Here is a 15,525-nt window from a genome sequence, read left to right as displayed (position 1 = left end):
TGACCGCGGCTCGGCCCAACCAGGCGACAAACAGCGGCCGTTGTCCCTAGGGTGATCCGCGCCAGGACGGCGGGAAGAGCAGGTCACCGTGGCGGGCGGCGCGGCACAGGCATGCCCGCGGCGGTGCGGCCGGGCCACGGCGCGGTCGAGCTCTCGGCCGTGCAAGCCACAGGAGGCGGGACAGTGAATACCTACAACAGGCGCGACTTCGACGGCTCGGCCCACGACGGATCCGACCCGGTCGCGCTGCTGCGCCTCGCGGAGCGGCTCGTGGAGCGGCTGCACATCGAGAAGCCCGCGCTCGTCCCGCAGGGGGAGATCGTCCGGGACGAGCTGCTGTACGCCGCTCAGGACGGCCTGCCCGCCAACCGCGGCCGGATCCGCTTCGCCCTGGAGGCCATCGGCACCGGAGTGGCGGCCGGCGGCGGCTGTCTGATCCTGGTCCAGGAGATCGGCCGCGTGCTGGAGGTGTGACGCCCCGGGACGCCCGGGTGCCGGGGCGCTCAGGCCCCGACGGCCGCCAGCACCGGCACCCGCGCCGCCTCGTAGCGTTCCAGCAGGACCCGGGCCACCTCGGGCGCCGCCCCCAGCACGTCCGCGAGGACGTCCGCCTCGGCCGCGCCCCGGGCGATGCGGTCCGGGAGGAAGCCAGGCGCCAGGACGTACGGCGCCACGGCCACCCGCTCGCAGCCCAGCTCGCGCAGCTCCCGCACCGCGTCCTCGGTGCGGGGGAACCCCGCGGGAGAGCCGGCGGAGGCGAACGCAGGCCGCACGGCGCACCAACCGGTGTGCCGCCACTCCCGCGCGATTTCAGCGATCACTGCGATCGCCTCCGGGTCGGTGGACCCCGCCGAGGCCAGCACGACCCCGGTCGAGGACTTGTCGGCGGGCGTCAGGCCCGCCTCGTACAGGCGCCGCTCCAGGGCAGCCGTCAGCAGCGGCGACGGGCCGAGGACCTCCGCCTGCCGGATCCGCAGCTGCGGCGGCGCGTCCCGCAGCACCGCCGGGATGTCGGCCTTCGCGTGGAAGGCGCGGGTCAGCAGCAGGGGCAGCGCCACGACATCCCGCACGCCCTGGGCCGCCAGCGACTCCAGCACGCCCTGCACGGAGGGGATGTTGAAGTCCAGGAAGCCGGTCTCCACCCGCACGTCGGGGCGCAGCGCGCGGACCCGCCGCACCAGGGCGTGCACGGTCGCGGCATGCCGCGGGTCGCGGCTGCCGTGGGCGATGACGAGGAGGACCGGTTTCTTGGACATCGGGGTTCAGCTCCTTGCCAGCAGACCGCGGCTGCGCAGCACCCACCGCTCCAGCGGGCTGAAGATCAGCAGGTCGATGGCGATGCCGACGATCAGGATGAGCAGGATGGCGAAGAACACCATCGACATGGAACTCGTGTTGCGGCCGTTCTCCAGCAGCTGGCCGAGGCCGGTGCCGAGGTCGGGCGAGGACGCGATGATCTCCGCCGCCATCAGCGAACGCCAGGAGAAGGCCCAGCCCTGCTTCAGGCCCGAGAGATAGCCGGGCAGCGCCGCCGGCATCACGATGTGCCAGGTGCCCTTCAGACCCGTCGCGCCCAGCGTGCGGCCGGCCCGCAGGAACAGCGGCGGCACCTGGTCGACGCCGGAGACCAGGCCGTTGGCGATCGAGGGGACCGCGCCCAGCAGGATCACCGCGAACATCATCCGGTCGTTCAGGCCCAGCCAGATCACCGCCGGCGGCACCCACGCCACCGACGGCAGCGACTGCAGACCGGACAGGATCGGCCCGATCGCCGCGCGCACGAACCTCACCCGCGCGACCAGCAGACCCAGCGGCGTACCGATCGCGAGCGCCAGCAGGAAGCCGAGCAGACCGCGCGAGACGGACGTCCAGATGTACTCGTGGAGGGTGCCCTCCAGCCACGACTCGCGCAGCTCGCCCCACACGTCGGACGGCGCGGGCAGCTTCGTCGGATCGCCGGCGGTCCCGGACGACACCAGGAACTGCCACACCGCCAGTACCAGCGCGACGGCGACGACCGGCGGCAGGATCTTCTGGGTCAGGGTCCTGCGGAACGGCGTACGGCCCGTCTGGACCGTCTCCAGTGCGTCCAGGCCCGCTTCGAGTCCGGCGAGATCGGCCCCGTCCTTGGCGGCGGTCGTCTCAGTGCTGGCCATGACGGCGGATCTCCCCACGCAGTTCTTCCGTGATCTCCCGGGACAGTTCCGCCACCGCGGCGTCCTCGATGCGGCGCGGCTGCGGGATGCCGACCGTCCACTCCCGCGCGACCCGGCCCGGGCGGGACGACAGCAGGACGACGCGCTGCGCCAGGCGGACCGCCTCGCGCACGTTGTGCGTGACGAACAGGACGGACAGCCGCGTCTCGCGCCAGATACGGGTCAGCTCGTCGTGCAGCACGTCGCGGGTGATCGCGTCGAGCGCGGCGAACGGCTCGTCCATCAGCAGCAGCTTGCTGTCCTGGGCGAGCGCCCGCGCCATGGCGACGCGCTGGCGCATACCGCCGGACAGCTCGTGCACCCGCTTGCCGTACGCGCCCTTGAGGCGGACCAGTTCGAGGAGTTCCTCGGCGCGCTCGCGCCGTTCGGCCCTGGCGACACCCCGCAGCTTCAGGGCGAGCTCGATGTTCTTGCCCGCGGTCAGCCACGGGAACAGGGCGTGCTCCTGGAACATCAGCGCCGGGCGGCCGTCGGTGGTGATGCTGCCCGCGCTGGGCCGGTCGAGGCCGGCCACCAGGTTCAGCAGCGTCGACTTGCCGCAGCCGGACGCCCCGAGGAGGGTGACGAACTCGCCGGGCGCCACGTCGAGGTTGATGTCGTCGAGGACCAGCTGCTGCCCGGCGGGGCCGGCGAAGGACTTCGAGACGTGGTCGATGCGCGCGGCGTGCTCCACGGACACATCCGTGTCGGCGGCCTCGGCGAGGACTGTCGCCATGGTCGTCACCTCCTGGGAACTCATCGGGATCACTGCCTTGCTCACGACGTCGCGCCGAGTCCGGCGTCGTCGACCTCGGGTTCGCCCTCGCCCTTGAGGACCTTGTTCAGCGGTGCCAGGTCGTAGATGCCGGCCAGGTCCGGCTGCTGGAGCAGCCCCGCCTCGACCGCGTGCTCGGCCTGGGTGTTCAGCGTGGCCGCCAGCGGGTCGTCCGTGACCCGGATGGACCGCCACGCGGGGTCGAGCACATCGGCCGGGAGCGGCTTGCCGGTGTCGGCCTCGAGCTGGGCGTTGGCCGCCGCCTTGGCCTCGTCCGGGTTGGCGTCGATCCACTCGTTGGTCTTCACCGAGGCGCGCAGCACGGCCGCCACGGCTTCCGGGTGCTCCTTCAGGAAGCTCTGCGACACGATCACGTTGGTGATCACGAACTTCTTGTCCGGCCACAGGTCGGATTCGTCCAGGAGTACCTTGGCGCCCTCGGCGACCAGCTTCGACGCGGTCGGCTCGGGCACCCACGCACCGTCGATCGAGCCGGACTTGTAGGCGTCCGGCGTGATCTTGTTGTCCGTGCGGACGACGGAGACGTCGCCCTTGCCGCTCTCCGCGTCGACCTTCCAGCCCTGCTCGGCGGCCCAGTTGAGGAACGCCACGTCCTGGGTGTTGCCGAGCTGTGGGGTGGCGATCCTCTTGCCCTTGACGTCCTTCAGGGACTTGATCTTCTCCGGGTTCACCACGAGCTTCACGCCGCCCGAGGCCGAACCCGAGACGATCCGAAGGTTCTTGCCGCCCGCTTTGATGTAGCCGTTGACCGCGGGGGACGGGCCGATCCAGCCGATGTCGATCGAGCCGGAGTTCAGCGCCTCGATCTCCGACGGACCGGCGTTGAACGTGGCGTACTCCGCCCTGGTGCCGCCCAGCTCCTTCTGGAACCGCCCCTCGTGCCGGCCGACCAGCGCGGTGGCGTGGGTGAGGTTCCCGAAGTAGCCGATCCTCACCGAGTCCAGGCCGTCGACCTTGGCCGCCCCGGCGATCGCCTGCTCGGCGTTGTCCTTGGCCTGCGAGCCGTAGCCGCACGCCGCGAGGGCGAGCAGCGGCAGCGCGGCCAGGACGGCGAGCGTCCGTCGCAGGGCGGGGGTGGCAGGCACGGGAGGGGTTCCTCTCGGTGGCCCGGCACTCACGCCCTTCTCAGGCGCGGCCGGGAGATCGGCGGATGGACGAAGAGCGGCTCAGCGCACACATCGCGAGACCCCGCCCTGTCCGCTGCCCAGGACGCCGCTGCCGACGCGGCCGCCCTCCTTCGCGAACGTGGAGAAGTAGTCGAGGGCCTTCATCTCAGAAGTCCCACCCGTCGTCCTCGGCCTCGCCCTTGACCGGCTCCGGCGAGGCGAACGACTCGCCGACCATGCCCGCGGTGAGCGTGGTGCCGTCGCTGGGGTCGATCAGGATGAACGAACCGGTGCGGCGCGAGTCGGCGTAGGAGTCGACCGGCAGCGGCTCGGCGGTGCGGATCTTCACCCGGCCGATGTCGTTGGCGACGAGCTGCCCCGGGTGCGGGTGCAGGGACAGGTCGTCCAGCGTCAGCCGGGACGGGATGTCCTTGACGATCGCCTTGACGGTGCGGGTGCCGTGCTTGAGCAGCACACGGTGGCCGACGGTCAGCGGTGCGTCGGCGACATGGCACACCGTGGCCTCGATGTCCTGCGTGGTCGCGGGCGCGTCCTTCGTCGGCACGATCAGGTCGCCGCGCGAGATGTCGATGTCGTCCTTCAGCAGGACGGTCACCGACTGCGTGGTCCACGCGACGTCGACCGGTTCGCCCAGCAGGTCGATGCCGGAGATCCTCGACGCACGGCCCGACGGCAGCACCGTCACCGACTCGCCGACGCGGAACGAACCCGCGGCGATCTGCCCGGCGTAGCCCCGGTAGTCCGGGTGCTCGGCGGTCTGCGGCCGGATCACGTACTGCACGGGCAGCCGGGCGTGGCAGTGGCTCAGGTCGTGGGTGACCGGGACCGTCTCCAGGTGCTCCAGGAAGGTCGGCCCGCCGTACCAGTCCATGTTCGCGGACGGGTCCACCACGTTGTCGCCGGCCAGTGCCGAGATCGGGATGGCGGTGATCTCCGGGACGCCCAGTTCGAGCGCGTACGCCGTGAACTCCTCGGCGATCGCGGCGAACACGGACTCCTGGTAGTCGGCCAGGTCCATCTTGTTCACGGCGAGCACGACGTGCGGCACCCGCAGCAGCGCGGCGATCGCGGCGTGCCGGCGGGTCTGCTCGACGACGCCGTTGCGGGCGTCGACCAGGATCACCGTCAGCTCGGCCGTGGAAGCGCCGGTGACCATGTTGCGGGTGTACTGCACATGGCCCGGGGTGTCGGCGAGGATGAACCGGCGCCGGGGTGTGGCGAAGTAGCGGTACGCCACGTCGATCGTGATGCCCTGCTCGCGCTCGGCCCGCAGGCCGTCGGTGAGCAGCGCGAGGTCCGGGGCGTCCTGCCCGCGCGAGGCGGACGCGCGCTCCACGGCCTCCAGCTGGTCGGCGAGGACCGACTTGGAGTCGTGCAGCAGCCGGCCGACGAGCGTGGACTTGCCGTCGTCGACGGAGCCGGCGGTGGCGAACCGCAGCAGGGTCGTCTCGGAGAGTTCCGTGGTCGTGCTCATGCTTAGAAGTACCCCTCGCGCTTACGGTCTTCCATCGCGGCCTCGGACATCTTGTCGTCGGCGCGGGTCGCGCCGCGCTCGGTCAGCCGGGAGGCGGCGATCTCGGTGATGACCTGCTCCAGGGTCACGGCGTCGGAGTCGACGGCGCCCGTGCAGGACATGTCGCCGACGGTCCGGTAGCGCACGAGACGCTTCTCGACCCGCTCGCCGTCCTTGGGGCCGCCCCACTCGCCGGCCGTCAGCCACATGCCGCTGCGCGCGAACACCTCACGCTCGTGCGCGAAGTAGATCTCCGGCAGCTCGATGCCCTCACGGGCGATGTACTGCCACACGTCCAGCTCGGTCCAGTTGGACAGCGGGAACACCCGGACGTGCTCACCGGGCGCGTGCCGGCCGTTGTACAGGTTCCACAGCTCGGGCCGCTGCCGGCGCGGGTCCCACTGGGAGAACTCGTCGCGCAGCGAGAAGACGCGCTCCTTGGCCCGCGCCTTCTCCTCGTCCCGGCGTCCGCCGCCGAAGACCGCGTCGAACTTCTCGCTCTGGATCTTCTCCGTCAGCGGCAGCGTCTGCAGCGGGTTGCGGGTGCCGTCCGGACGCTCCTTGAGCACCCCGCGGTCGATGTAGTCCTGCACGGACGCGACATGCAGCCGCAGGCCGTGCTCGGCGACCGTACGGTCCCGGTAGTCCAGGACCTCGGGGAAGTTGTGCCCGGTGTCGACGTGCAGCAGCGAGAAGGGGATCGCCGCGGGGGCGAACGCCTTCAGTGCCAGATGCAGCATGACGATGGAGTCCTTGCCGCCGGAGAACAGGATCACCGGCCGCTCGAACTCACCCGCCACCTCGCGGAAGATGTGCACCGCCTCGGACTCCAGCGCGTCCAGGTGCGAGAGGGCGTACGGGGCGTCCGTACCCTCCTCGGCCTCGGCGACGGTCGTCGTCATGCCAGTCCCCTTTCGGTGAGCAGCACGTGGACCGCGGCCGCGGACTCCTGGACGGTCTGGTGCTGCGACTCGATGCGCAGGTCGGGCGTCTCGGGCTCCTCGTAGGGGTCGTCCACCCCGGTGAGCCCGGACAGTTCGCCCGCCGCCTGCTTGGCGTACAGACCCTTCACATCACGTACGGAGCACACCTCGACCGGAGTCGCCACGTGCACCTCGATGTACGGTGCCCCGCCCTCCTGGTGGCGCTTGCGAACCGCCTCACGGCTGTCCGCGTAGGGCGCGATCACCGGGACGAGCGCCTTGACGCCGTTGCGGGCGAGCAGTTCGGCGAGGAAGCCGATGCGCTGCACGTTGGTGTGCCGGTCCTCGCGGCTGAAGCCGAGGCCCGCCGAGATGAACTCGCGGATCTCGTCGCCGTCGAGCACCTCGACGAGGTGGCCCTGTGCGCGCAGCCGGCCGGCCAGTTCGTACGCGATGGTGGTCTTGCCGGCGCTCGGCAGACCCGTGAGCCAGACGGTGGCTCCGGTCGTCACTTGGTTCTCCTGAGTCTGATTCGTCCGGGTGGTCGTCATCCGTGCAGCCCGCACTCGGTCTTGGCCCGCCCGGCCCAGCGGCCGGCCCGCGCGTCCTCGCCCTCCAGCACCCGGCGGGTGCAGGGGGCGCAGCCGACGGAGGCGTAGCCGTCCATCAGCAGCGGGTTGGTCAGCACGCCGTGTTCGGCGACGTAGGCGTCCACGTCGTCCTGCGTCCAGCGGGCGATCGGGGAGACCTTCACCTTCCGGCGCTTGTCGTCCCAGCCGACGACCGGGGTGTTCGCCCGGGTCGGCGACTCGTCGCGGCGCAGCCCGGTCGCCCAGGCCACGTACCCCTTGAGCCCGCGCTCCAGCGGCTCGACCTTGCGCAGTTTGCAGCACAGGTCGGGGTCGCGGTCGTGCAGCCTGGGCCCGTACTCGGCGTCCTGCTCGGCGACCGTCTGACGCGGGGTCAGGGTGATGACGTTGACGTCCATCACGGCCTCGACCGCGTCGCGGGTGCCGATGGTCTCCTCGAAGTGGTAGCCGGTGTCGAGGAACACGACGTCCACGCCGGGCATGGCACGCGAGGCGAGGTGCGCCACCACCGCGTCCTCCATCGACGAGGTCACGCAGAAACGCTCCCCGAAGGTGTCGACCGCCCACTGGAGGATCTCCAGCGCGGAGGCGTCCTCCAGGTCACGGCCCGCCTGCTCGGCGAGCGCCTTCAGATCGTCGGTCGTGCGCTCTTCCTGAACCGCGGTCATATCTCGTCTCCCCCTGCGTCGCCGGGCTGAAGGCCCCGGGTGAGCAACCCGAGGAACTTCAGCTGGAATGCGCGGTTGCACGCCGCGCATTCCCATGCGCCGTGGCCCTGCTCGGACGGACGGAGGTCCTCGTCGCCGCAGTAGGGGCAGTAGAAGGGGGCGGCCCGCTCGCTCACGACAGGGCCTCCTCGGAGGCGCGCGCGGCCCAGGCGGCGAACCGCTCGCCGTCCTCGCGCTCCTCCTGGAACCGCTTCAGGACGCGCTCGACGTAGTCCGGCAGCTCCTCGGAGGTGACCTTCAGGCCACGCACCTTGCGCCCGAACCCGGCCTCCAGACCGAGCGCGCCGCCCAGGTGCACCTGGTAGCCCTCGACCTGCTCGCCCCGGTCGTTGACGACCAGCTGCCCCTTGAGACCGATGTCCGCCACCTGGATACGGGCGCAGGCGTTCGGGCAGCCGTTGATGTTGATGGTGAGCGGCTCGTCGAAGTCCGGGATCCGGCGCTCCAGCTCGTCGATCAGCTGGGAGCCGCGCGCCTTGGTCTCGACGATCGCGAGCTTGCAGTACTCGATGCCGGTGCAGGCCATGGTGCCGCGCCGGAACGAGGACGGCCGGGCGGTGAGGTCCAGCGCCTCCAGGGACTCGACGAGCGAGTCGACCTGCGCCTCCTCGACATCGAGGATGATCATCTTCTGCTCGACGGTGGTCCGGACCCGGCCCGAGCCGTGCGCCTCGGCGAGCTCGGCGATCTTCGTCAGGGTCGTGCCGTCGACCCGGCCGACGCGCGGGGCGAACCCGACGTAGAAGCGGCCGTCGTTCTGCCGGTGCACACCGACGTGGTCGCGCCAGCGCTGCAGCGGCTGGGCGGGGGCGGGGCCGTCGAGCAGCTCGCGCCCCAGGTACTCGTCCTGGAGGACCTGGCGGAACTTCTCCGCGCCCCAGTCGGCGACCAGGAACTTCAGGCGGGCGCGGGTGCGCAGCCGCCGGTAGCCGTAGTCGCGGAAGATGCCGATCACGCCCGCCCAGACGTCCGGGACCTCGTCCAGCGGCACCCAGGCGCCGAGCCGGACGCCGATCTTCGGGTTGGTGGACAGGCCGCCGCCCACCCACAGGTCGAAGCCGGGCCCGTGCTCGGGGTGGTGGACACCGACGAACGCGATGTCGTTGATCTCGTGGGCCACGTCGAGCAGCGGCGAGCCGGAGACCGCCGTCTTGAACTTGCGCGGCAGGTTGGAGAACTCCTTGCTGCCGATGTAGCGCCGGTGGATCTCGTCGATGGCCCAGGAGCCGTCGATGATCTCGTCCTCGGCGATGCCGGCGACCGGTGAGCCGATGACCACACGCGGGGTGTCGCCGCAGGCCTCGGTGGTGGACAGGCCGACCGCCTCCAGGCGGTTCCAGATCTCGGGCACGTCCTCGATCCGGATCCAGTGGTACTGGACGTTCTGCCGGTCGGTGATGTCGGCGGTGCCCCGCGCGAACTCCTGCGAGATCTCACCGATCACCCGCAGCTGCCCGGTGGTGAGCCGGCCGCCGTCGATCCGTACCCGCAGCATGAAGTACTTGTCGTCCAGCTCCTCCGGCTCCAGGATCGCGGTCTTGCCGCCGTCGATCCCGGGCTTGCGCTGGGTGTAGAGCCCCCACCAGCGCATCCGGCCGCGAAGATCGTTCGGGTCGATGGAGTCGAAGCCGCGCTTGGAATAGATCGTCTCAATACGTGTCCGCACATTGAGACCGTCGTCGTCCTTCTTGAACTGTTCGTTGCCGTTGAGCGGGGTGAAGTGCCCCGCGGCCCACTGGCCCTCACCGCGGTGACGGCTCACCTTGCGGCGGGGAGTCGCGGCGGCAGGCTTCTGCGGGGTGGCGGCCATGGTTGATACGTCCTTCGGGACAGGCGGGAATGCGGCTTTGACCTGCGCATACGGGCGCATGGGCATACGTGCGCGGCATTGCGCGGGAATGAAGCGGGAAGAGAGAGATGTCGGGCGCTGCGGGGCGGTCAGCGCGCCGGACAGATGGCGCTGGACATGCGGCCGAGGTCGACGTGCCGCCGACTCACCAAGGCAATTCCAGTTCCAGGCATGACGGAAGCGTGGCACGGCGATCTGGACACAGTCCAGCTTCGTCCATCATGCGGACACCCTTGTCCCGTAGGGTGAGACAAGGGTGTCGTCGGTCACATGGCCGTATTGGGCCGTTTCTGCCCAGGTCAGGCTGGGTACGCCCCGGGCCACGGTCCGGGCGTGGCGACCACGGCCTCCTCCTCGACCTTGGTGTCGAAGAGCCTGAAGCCGCGGCGCTGGTAGTTGGCCATGGCGTGCTCGCCGTCCTTGCTGCATGTGTGCAGCCATACCCGCTTCGTCGGCGCCCGTCCCGGCCAGCGCTCCGCCAGGTCCCAGGCGCGCGCGGCACCGTACGCCAGCAGGTACCCGCCGATGCGGCGGCCGCGGAAGGCCGGGATCAGGCCGAAGTACTCGATCTCCACGACCCCGTCGTCCTGCGGGCTCAGCTCCACGTACCCCGCGGGCGTGCCCCGGTCGTAGGCCACCCAGGTCTCGACGCCGTCCCGCTCCAGATGCTCCTGCCACCGTGCGTACGGCCAGCCGAGCCGGTCGGTCCACAGGATGTCGCCGCCGACCGAGGCGTACAGGAACCGGCTGAACTCCGGCGAGGGCACCTCGGCGCGGACGACCCGCACGTCGCCCTGCGGGACCTGCGCCGGGAGCAGGTCGTCGGGGGAGGTCTGTTCCAGGGACCAGGTGGTCACGGGGAGGTTGGGCATGCTGGCCAGGGAATCATCCGGATGGCGCATCTGTCGATTGTCTGCCGGCCGGTCGCGGCTGGTCGCGCTCACGCGGCGGAGCCGTGTATCAATACAGCCCCGCGCCCCTTGGGGGGCGCTCAGTCGAGCGCCCGGTCGATCGACGTCAGCGGCATCGCGAACAGCATCCGGCCCGACTGGGACCAGACCTCACCGGTGGCTTCCCAGTACGACAGGGGGCCGGCCCGCGTGCCCCAGCACCTGGGGGCGTTCTGCTCGCCGCAGCGGGTCGCCTCGGCGCCCTCGGTGTCCTGGCGCCACAGGCTGCCGTGCCGGTCCGTGCTGCCCGGGGCGCGGCCCACGTACCAGCCGGCGCGGTCCGCTCCGCCCGCCCGGTGCGACAGGACGCCCTCGATGCCGGAGGCGTCCGTCTCGTACGCCTCGACCGTCTGGGCGGATCCGGTGGCGCCGGTGGCCAGCAGACCGGAGCGGGCCGGGTCCTTGCTGAAGTCGTAGCGCCACAGCCGGGCCGGCCGGTCGCTGTCGACGGCCGTCCGCTCGCTCGCGACCAGGCTGTCGGGCGTGGTGCTGCGGTCGAGGGAGATGCCGCCGAGGTGCGGGGCGGTGCCCGCGCCGGTCAGACGGTACGAGCCGACGGCCGGCAGGACGAAGCGCTGGCCGTGGGCCGACCAGCCGTCCGGGACGCGGCCCACGGCGGCACTGTCGACCGTGGCGCGCTGGATGCGGTTCATGTCGTACACGTACAGCCCGTCGGCGGCGGTGACCAGCAGCTTGTCCTGGTACCAGACCATGCCGGAGAGGCGGGAGGTCAGGGCGCGGTAGTCACGTCCGCCCTCCACCGGGACGACGAGGAGCGCGGAGGCGTACCTGAGGTGGGTCAGGTCGTTGGCGTCGACGAAGGCGACCCGGGCGGGGCCCCGGTCGGCGGTGCCCTCGTTCCAGCCGGAGAGGATCACCCGGTTGCCGTTCCACCAGCCGTCGTCGTCGGCGTCGCCCGAGGTGGTGACGGCACCCGCCCGCCAGCCCCGGGTGCCGGCGCTGTCCCAGCAGTGCGCACGCGTGGCGGCGGGAGCTATCGGCAGCGCCTTGCGCTCGGCCGCCGTACAGCCGTTCGCCTCGCGCAGGCTCCGGTCGGCGGTCTCCAGGACGGCACGGACGCCGACCGGCTCGCCCATCCCGGAGGAGAGTTCGTCGAGCGTGGCCTGCGGGACCAGCCGCTCCTGGAGCCGGAGCGCGCCGGTCTCGGCGGCACTGGTCAGAGGGGTCAACGCCCCGGGGTCGTCGCCGACCGTGGCCTGTGAGGCGCTGATCATCGTGGCGGCGGCGGTGAGTGCGAGGGCGGTTCCGGCCAGGAACGCGCGCAGCGCACGCCCCTGCTTGCGTCGACGGTGTCTGCCGCGGTGCTTCATCAAACCTCCCGAGGCGAGCCAACTGCGGCCATTGGTTTGTGCGTTGACCAAAGGAGCAGGTGGGGTGGCCCGTACAGGGATGCTACGGCAGTTGGGCACGCTTGCGGACTAAGACCCTGCAAATATGCGGAAGAAGAGTCCGCACTCAGGGCATCTCGGCCGAGAACCGACCCCGTACCACCGCGGGCGCCGTCGAGTGCGGCAGCAGCTCACGCGGGTCCTCCGGGAGCAGCACCTCCACCTCCGCGTCCTCGCGGAAGCGGTACGGCCGGTGCTCCAGCAGGCCCCCGAGATAGCGCCGTACCCGCGACAGCTCCGCCCGCACCGTCACCGTGCGGCCCGGGTCGCCGAACATGTCCTCGGCCAGCCCCGCCGCGCTGCGACCGCCCCGGTGCAGGGCCAGCAGGTACAGCAATTCGGCGTGCCGGGGACTCAGTTCGTGGCTCCAGGTGCCCGCGCCCCCGGACACCGTCATCGACCAGCGGCGCGGCTGCGTCAGATCCAGCGCGATCCGTGTCGCCCCGGCCGGCACCGGCTCGTCGGCCGGCCGCAGCAGCCAGCCGCCCGCCATCGGCTCCACCGCGCACAGGCCCAGCGGCATCAGCCACCGCCGGCCCGGCGACAGCGCCTTGGGCAGCACGATCCGGCTCGTGTACGGCATCCCGGTCACCGCGGCCGTCCAGCCGTCCCGGTCCACCGCCAGGGCCCGCCCGGTCAGCCGCGCCAGCACCGGCGCCGCGACCGCGCGCAGTCGCTCCAGCCCCGTCAGGTGCAGCTCCCGCAGCCGGGCCTCGGCGAGCTTGGCCACCGAGTCGACCCAGGCGAGCGTGGCCGGATGCATCGTCTCCAGCGGCCCGCTGACATCGACCACGCCGAGCAGCCGGCCGTCGCGCGGATCGGTGATGGGGGCGCCCGTGCAGGTCCAGGAGGTCTGCGAGCGGTGGAAGTGCTCGGAGGCGAAGACCTGTACGGGCCGGCGCACCACGACCGGGGTGCCGATCCCGTTCGTGCCGACGACGTCCTCCCGCCAGTCGGCGCCGAGTTCGAAGCCGAGGCCGTCCGCCTTGCGCAGCACCGAGGAGTTGCCCTCCCGCCACAGCACCCGGCCCTCGCCGTCGGCGACGACCATGATGTGGTGGGCGACGTCGGCGACCGAAAGCAGACCCTCGCGCAGCACCGGCAGCACATGTCTGAGCGCGGTGGACTCCCGTCGCCGCTGCACCTCCTCGCGGGACAGCAGCCCCGACCGGAAGTCGTGGTCCGGATCGACCCCGCCGCGCAGCATGCGTTCCCAGGACTGCTCGATCACCGGCCGCGGTGCGACGGGGGCGCGCTGGCCTGCGAGGGTGGCGGCGCGGACCTCGCTCAGCAGGCGCGCCGCCCGTGCCGCGTCCAAGGGGCCTCCCGGGAGAACGGTCCTCATCTGACTGTGTGTCTCATAGTGCCGCCCCGCCGCTCGCGGAGGGACACAGTCCGCACACAGTCGCCAACAAGTTGCAACCCCTTGCAACCCTGGTGGACCGCCCTGGCCTGATTGAGACTTGAGCGACGCCGTCCCGAGCGGCGTTCGCGGCCTCGAACGGGCCATGGCGGGGGTGGTGCCGTGTCGGCGCAGCACCACCCCTTGCCACCCACCTCCGGCGGTTCGGCCGGGCGCGGTTCCAAGGCACCGGTTCAGGTGCGCCGGCGTGTGCGGGCGCTCTGTGGCTGGTCGCGCAGTTCCCCGCGCCCCTGAGGGACAGGCCTGCGGCCTTCCCTCCCCGCGGTCAGGCCTGCGGCCTTGAGCGGTCCACGACCGCGGTCAGGTTCAGGGTGTGCGGCAGGGTTCCGAAAGCACTGCCGCCGTCGCTGCCCAGCCTCGACGCGCAGAACGCGTCGGCCACCTCCGGTGGCGCGAATCTGACCAGGAGGGAGCCCTGGAGGACCAGGGCGAGGCGTTCGGTCAGGCGCCGGGCGCGTGCCTCGATGCCGTCCAGGTCGGCCAGGTCCGTCAACAGGGCCTTGATCGCGGCGTCCAGACGGTGATCGGCGCCGCGTGCCTGCCCGACCTCGCGCAGATACGCGTCGAGCGCCGCGGGCTCCCGCTGCAACGTCCGCAGCACATCCAGCGCCTGGACGTTGCCCGCGCCCTCCCAGATCGAGTTCAGCGGCGACTCGCGCACCAGCCGGGGCATCCCGGACTCCTCGACGTAACCGTTGCCGCCCAGGCACTCGGCGGCCTCGACCGTCACCGGCGGGCACCGCTTGGTCACCCAGTACTTGGCGGCCGGGACCGCGATCCGCAGCAGCGCCTTCTCCTGCTCGCCGCCGGTGTCGTAGGCCGCCGCGAGCCGCAGTGCCAGGGTGGTCGCCGCCTCGGACTCGACGGCCAGGTCCGCCAGGACGTTGCGCATGAGCGGCTTGTCGACGAGCCGGGCGCCGAACGCCTCGCGGTGGTCGCAGTGATGGACCGCCTGCGCGACGGCCTGCCGCATCAGCCCCGCCGAGCCGAGCACACAGTCGAGCCGGGTCGCCGCGACCATCTCGATGATGGTGCGCACCCCGCGCCCCTCCGCACCGACCCGGCGCGCCCACGTCCCGTCGAACTCGACCTCGCTCGACGCGTTCGACCGGTTGCCCAGCTTGTCCTTCAGGCGCTGGATCCGGAACACGTTGCGGCTGCCGTCCGCCAGGACCCGCGGCACGAGAAAGCAGGTCAGCCCGTCCGGGGCCTGGGCCAGCACCAGGAACCCGTCCGACATGGGTGCCGAGCAGAACCACTTGTGCCCGGTCAGGGAGTACGTCCCCGACTCGGCCAGCGCGGTGGCCGTCGTCGTGTTGGCGCGTACGTCGCTGCCGCCCTGCTTCTCCGTCATCCCCATCCCGAACAGGGCACCGGCCTTTTGCTGCGCCGGGCGCAGCTCATGGTCGTAGATCATCGACGTCAGCCGCGGCTCCCACTCGGCGGCCAGGCCGGGGTCGGTGCGCAGGGCCGGGACCGCCGCGTGGGTCATGGACAGCGGGCAGCCGTTGCCCGCCTCGACCTGGGTCCACAGCAGGAACGCCGCCGCCCGCCGCACATGCCCCGCCGGCCGTACCCAGGCCGCGGTCAGGCCCGCGGAGACGCCCTTGCCGAGCAGGCGGTGCCAGGACGGATGGAAGTCGACCTCGTCGATCCGGTGGCCGTAGCGGTCGTGCGTCCGCAGGCGCGGCGGGTTCTCGTTCGCCAGTGCGCCCCACTCCTGCACCTGCGCCGAGCCGCAGGTCCGCCCGAGGGCGGTCAGCTCCGCGCCGACCTCGTCCAGCAGCTCGGGTGCGACATGACGTCCCACGGCCTCGGACAGGGCCCGGTCGGCGGTGTAGACGTCGTACCCGACCAGGGCCGGTGGCTGGTTGGTCACCGTGTGCGTGCTGCCTGCCATGGCTGTGAAGCTCTCCCTCCGTCGGGCGATGCCACCACCCTGACACGGCGGGGGTGCGGTGCGCGGGCAGGCGGCGAGCGTGCCTGCCCGGCGCCGCGACGAGTCCCGCGCCGCACGACGGA

At 71.7% G+C, this 15,525-nt stretch carries 16 protein-coding genes; 1 reads left to right on the top strand and 15 read right to left on the bottom strand.

The annotated features are described in order from the left end of the window. The first annotated feature begins 183 nt into the window (after positions 1 to 183). Entirely contained in the window at positions 184 to 474 is a 291-nt protein-coding gene (locus AC3ETA_RS10805; RefSeq protein ID WP_432192615.1) for a hypothetical protein, read from the top strand. Between the two features lie 29 nt (positions 475 to 503). Here the strand turns inward: AC3ETA_RS10805 and AC3ETA_RS10800 are convergent, their stop codons facing one another. The 15 genes from AC3ETA_RS10800 to AC3ETA_RS10730 all read right to left on the bottom strand — a co-directional run bounded on the left by AC3ETA_RS10800 (position 504) and on the right by AC3ETA_RS10730 (position 15,403). Beyond that, positions 504 to 1,256 (bottom strand): sirohydrochlorin chelatase, encoded by a 753-nt coding sequence (locus tag AC3ETA_RS10800; protein ID WP_432192614.1) that lies wholly within the window; start codon positions 1,254 to 1,256, stop codon positions 504 to 506. A gap of 6 nt (positions 1,257 to 1,262) precedes the next feature. Continuing rightward, positions 1,263 to 2,156 (bottom strand): ABC transporter permease, encoded by an 894-nt coding sequence (locus tag AC3ETA_RS10795; RefSeq protein WP_432192613.1) that lies wholly within the window; start codon positions 2,154 to 2,156, stop codon positions 1,263 to 1,265. Continuing rightward, positions 2,143 to 2,931, bottom strand: coding sequence for an ABC transporter ATP-binding protein (locus AC3ETA_RS10790; RefSeq protein WP_432192612.1), 789 nt, complete (start codon positions 2,929 to 2,931; stop codon positions 2,143 to 2,145). The genes AC3ETA_RS10795 and AC3ETA_RS10790 overlap by 14 nt, the downstream gene beginning before the upstream one ends. A 41-nt stretch (positions 2,932 to 2,972) precedes the next feature. Further along, the gene (locus tag AC3ETA_RS10785) at positions 2,973 to 4,076 is read right to left on the bottom strand and encodes an aliphatic sulfonate ABC transporter substrate-binding protein (RefSeq protein WP_432192611.1); all 1,104 of its coding nucleotides are present in this window, start codon (positions 4,074 to 4,076) and stop codon (positions 2,973 to 2,975) included. 187 nt (positions 4,077 to 4,263) lie between these two features. Beyond that, a complete protein-coding gene (locus tag AC3ETA_RS10780; protein ID WP_432192610.1) occupies positions 4,264 to 5,592 on the bottom strand; it encodes a sulfate adenylyltransferase subunit 1 in 1,329 nt (442 codons plus the stop codon). Positions 5,593 to 5,594: 2 nt separating this feature from the next. Then, entirely contained in the window at positions 5,595 to 6,533 is a 939-nt protein-coding gene (cysD, locus tag AC3ETA_RS10775; protein ID WP_432192609.1) for a sulfate adenylyltransferase subunit CysD, read from the bottom strand. Further along, entirely contained in the window at positions 6,530 to 7,105 is a 576-nt protein-coding gene (gene cysC / locus AC3ETA_RS10770; protein ID WP_432192608.1) for an adenylyl-sulfate kinase, read from the bottom strand. Before cysC ends, cysD begins: the two co-directional genes overlap by 4 nt. Continuing rightward, a complete protein-coding gene (locus tag AC3ETA_RS10765) occupies positions 7,102 to 7,812 on the bottom strand; it encodes a phosphoadenylyl-sulfate reductase (protein WP_432192607.1) in 711 nt (236 codons plus the stop codon). The genes cysC and AC3ETA_RS10765 overlap by 4 nt, the downstream gene beginning before the upstream one ends. Further along, positions 7,809 to 7,988 (bottom strand): hypothetical protein, encoded by a 180-nt coding sequence (locus tag AC3ETA_RS10760; protein WP_432192606.1) that lies wholly within the window; start codon positions 7,986 to 7,988, stop codon positions 7,809 to 7,811. The genes AC3ETA_RS10765 and AC3ETA_RS10760 overlap by 4 nt, the downstream gene beginning before the upstream one ends. After that, on the bottom strand, positions 7,985 to 9,682 hold the full coding sequence (locus AC3ETA_RS10755; RefSeq protein ID WP_432192605.1) for a nitrite/sulfite reductase: 1,698 nt from the start codon (positions 9,680 to 9,682) through the stop codon (positions 7,985 to 7,987). Before AC3ETA_RS10755 ends, AC3ETA_RS10760 begins: the two co-directional genes overlap by 4 nt. A 128-nt stretch (positions 9,683 to 9,810) precedes the next feature. Next, a complete protein-coding gene (locus tag AC3ETA_RS10750; protein ID WP_310887545.1) occupies positions 9,811 to 9,894 on the bottom strand; it encodes a putative leader peptide in 84 nt (27 codons plus the stop codon). A gap of 126 nt (positions 9,895 to 10,020) precedes the next feature. Then, entirely contained in the window at positions 10,021 to 10,593 is a 573-nt protein-coding gene (locus AC3ETA_RS10745) for a GNAT family N-acetyltransferase (RefSeq protein ID WP_432192604.1), read from the bottom strand. A gap of 119 nt (positions 10,594 to 10,712) precedes the next feature. Continuing rightward, entirely contained in the window at positions 10,713 to 12,002 is a 1,290-nt protein-coding gene (locus tag AC3ETA_RS10740) for a hypothetical protein (protein ID WP_432192603.1), read from the bottom strand. A gap of 145 nt (positions 12,003 to 12,147) precedes the next feature. Further along, entirely contained in the window at positions 12,148 to 13,425 is a 1,278-nt protein-coding gene (locus tag AC3ETA_RS10735; protein WP_432192602.1) for a GAF domain-containing protein, read from the bottom strand. 343 nt (positions 13,426 to 13,768) lie between these two features. Continuing rightward, entirely contained in the window at positions 13,769 to 15,403 is a 1,635-nt protein-coding gene (locus AC3ETA_RS10730) for an acyl-CoA dehydrogenase family protein (protein WP_432192601.1), read from the bottom strand. Between the last annotated feature and the right edge of the window lie 122 nt (positions 15,404 to 15,525).

It is taken from the genome of Streptomyces sp. bgisy027 (genome assembly GCF_057710365.1).
Note: the sequence above shows the minus strand (reverse complement) of the source record. Positions and strands in the feature narration are given on the sequence as shown.

What these genes read in the sequence shown, in the direction of transcription:
- AC3ETA_RS10765 (WP_432192607.1), bottom strand. Translation starts at nt 7,812, where the DNA reads ATGACCGCGGTTCAGGAAGAGCGCACGACCGACGATCTGAAGGCGCTC.
- cysD (WP_432192609.1), bottom strand. Translation starts at nt 6,533, where the DNA reads ATGACGACGACCGTCGCCGAGGCCGAGGAGGGTACGGACGCCCCGTAC.
- AC3ETA_RS10740 (WP_432192603.1), bottom strand. Translation starts at nt 12,002, where the DNA reads ATGAAGCACCGCGGCAGACACCGTCGACGCAAGCAGGGGCGTGCGCTG.
- AC3ETA_RS10745 (WP_432192604.1), bottom strand. Translation starts at nt 10,593, where the DNA reads ATGCCCAACCTCCCCGTGACCACCTGGTCCCTGGAACAGACCTCCCCC.
- AC3ETA_RS10750 (WP_310887545.1), bottom strand. Translation starts at nt 9,894, where the DNA reads ATGCCTGGAACTGGAATTGCCTTGGTGAGTCGGCGGCACGTCGACCTC.
- AC3ETA_RS10735 (WP_432192602.1), bottom strand. Translation starts at nt 13,425, where the DNA reads ATGAGGACCGTTCTCCCGGGAGGCCCCTTGGACGCGGCACGGGCGGCG.
- AC3ETA_RS10755 (WP_432192605.1), bottom strand. Translation starts at nt 9,682, where the DNA reads ATGGCCGCCACCCCGCAGAAGCCTGCCGCCGCGACTCCCCGCCGCAAG.
- AC3ETA_RS10730 (WP_432192601.1), bottom strand. Translation starts at nt 15,403, where the DNA reads ATGGCAGGCAGCACGCACACGGTGACCAACCAGCCACCGGCCCTGGTC.
- AC3ETA_RS10795 (WP_432192613.1), bottom strand. Translation starts at nt 2,156, where the DNA reads ATGGCCAGCACTGAGACGACCGCCGCCAAGGACGGGGCCGATCTCGCC.
- AC3ETA_RS10790 (WP_432192612.1), bottom strand. Translation starts at nt 2,931, where the DNA reads ATGGCGACAGTCCTCGCCGAGGCCGCCGACACGGATGTGTCCGTGGAG.
- AC3ETA_RS10800 (WP_432192614.1), bottom strand. Translation starts at nt 1,256, where the DNA reads ATGTCCAAGAAACCGGTCCTCCTCGTCATCGCCCACGGCAGCCGCGAC.
- AC3ETA_RS10780 (WP_432192610.1), bottom strand. Translation starts at nt 5,592, where the DNA reads ATGAGCACGACCACGGAACTCTCCGAGACGACCCTGCTGCGGTTCGCC.
- cysC (WP_432192608.1), bottom strand. Translation starts at nt 7,105, where the DNA reads ATGACGACCACCCGGACGAATCAGACTCAGGAGAACCAAGTGACGACC.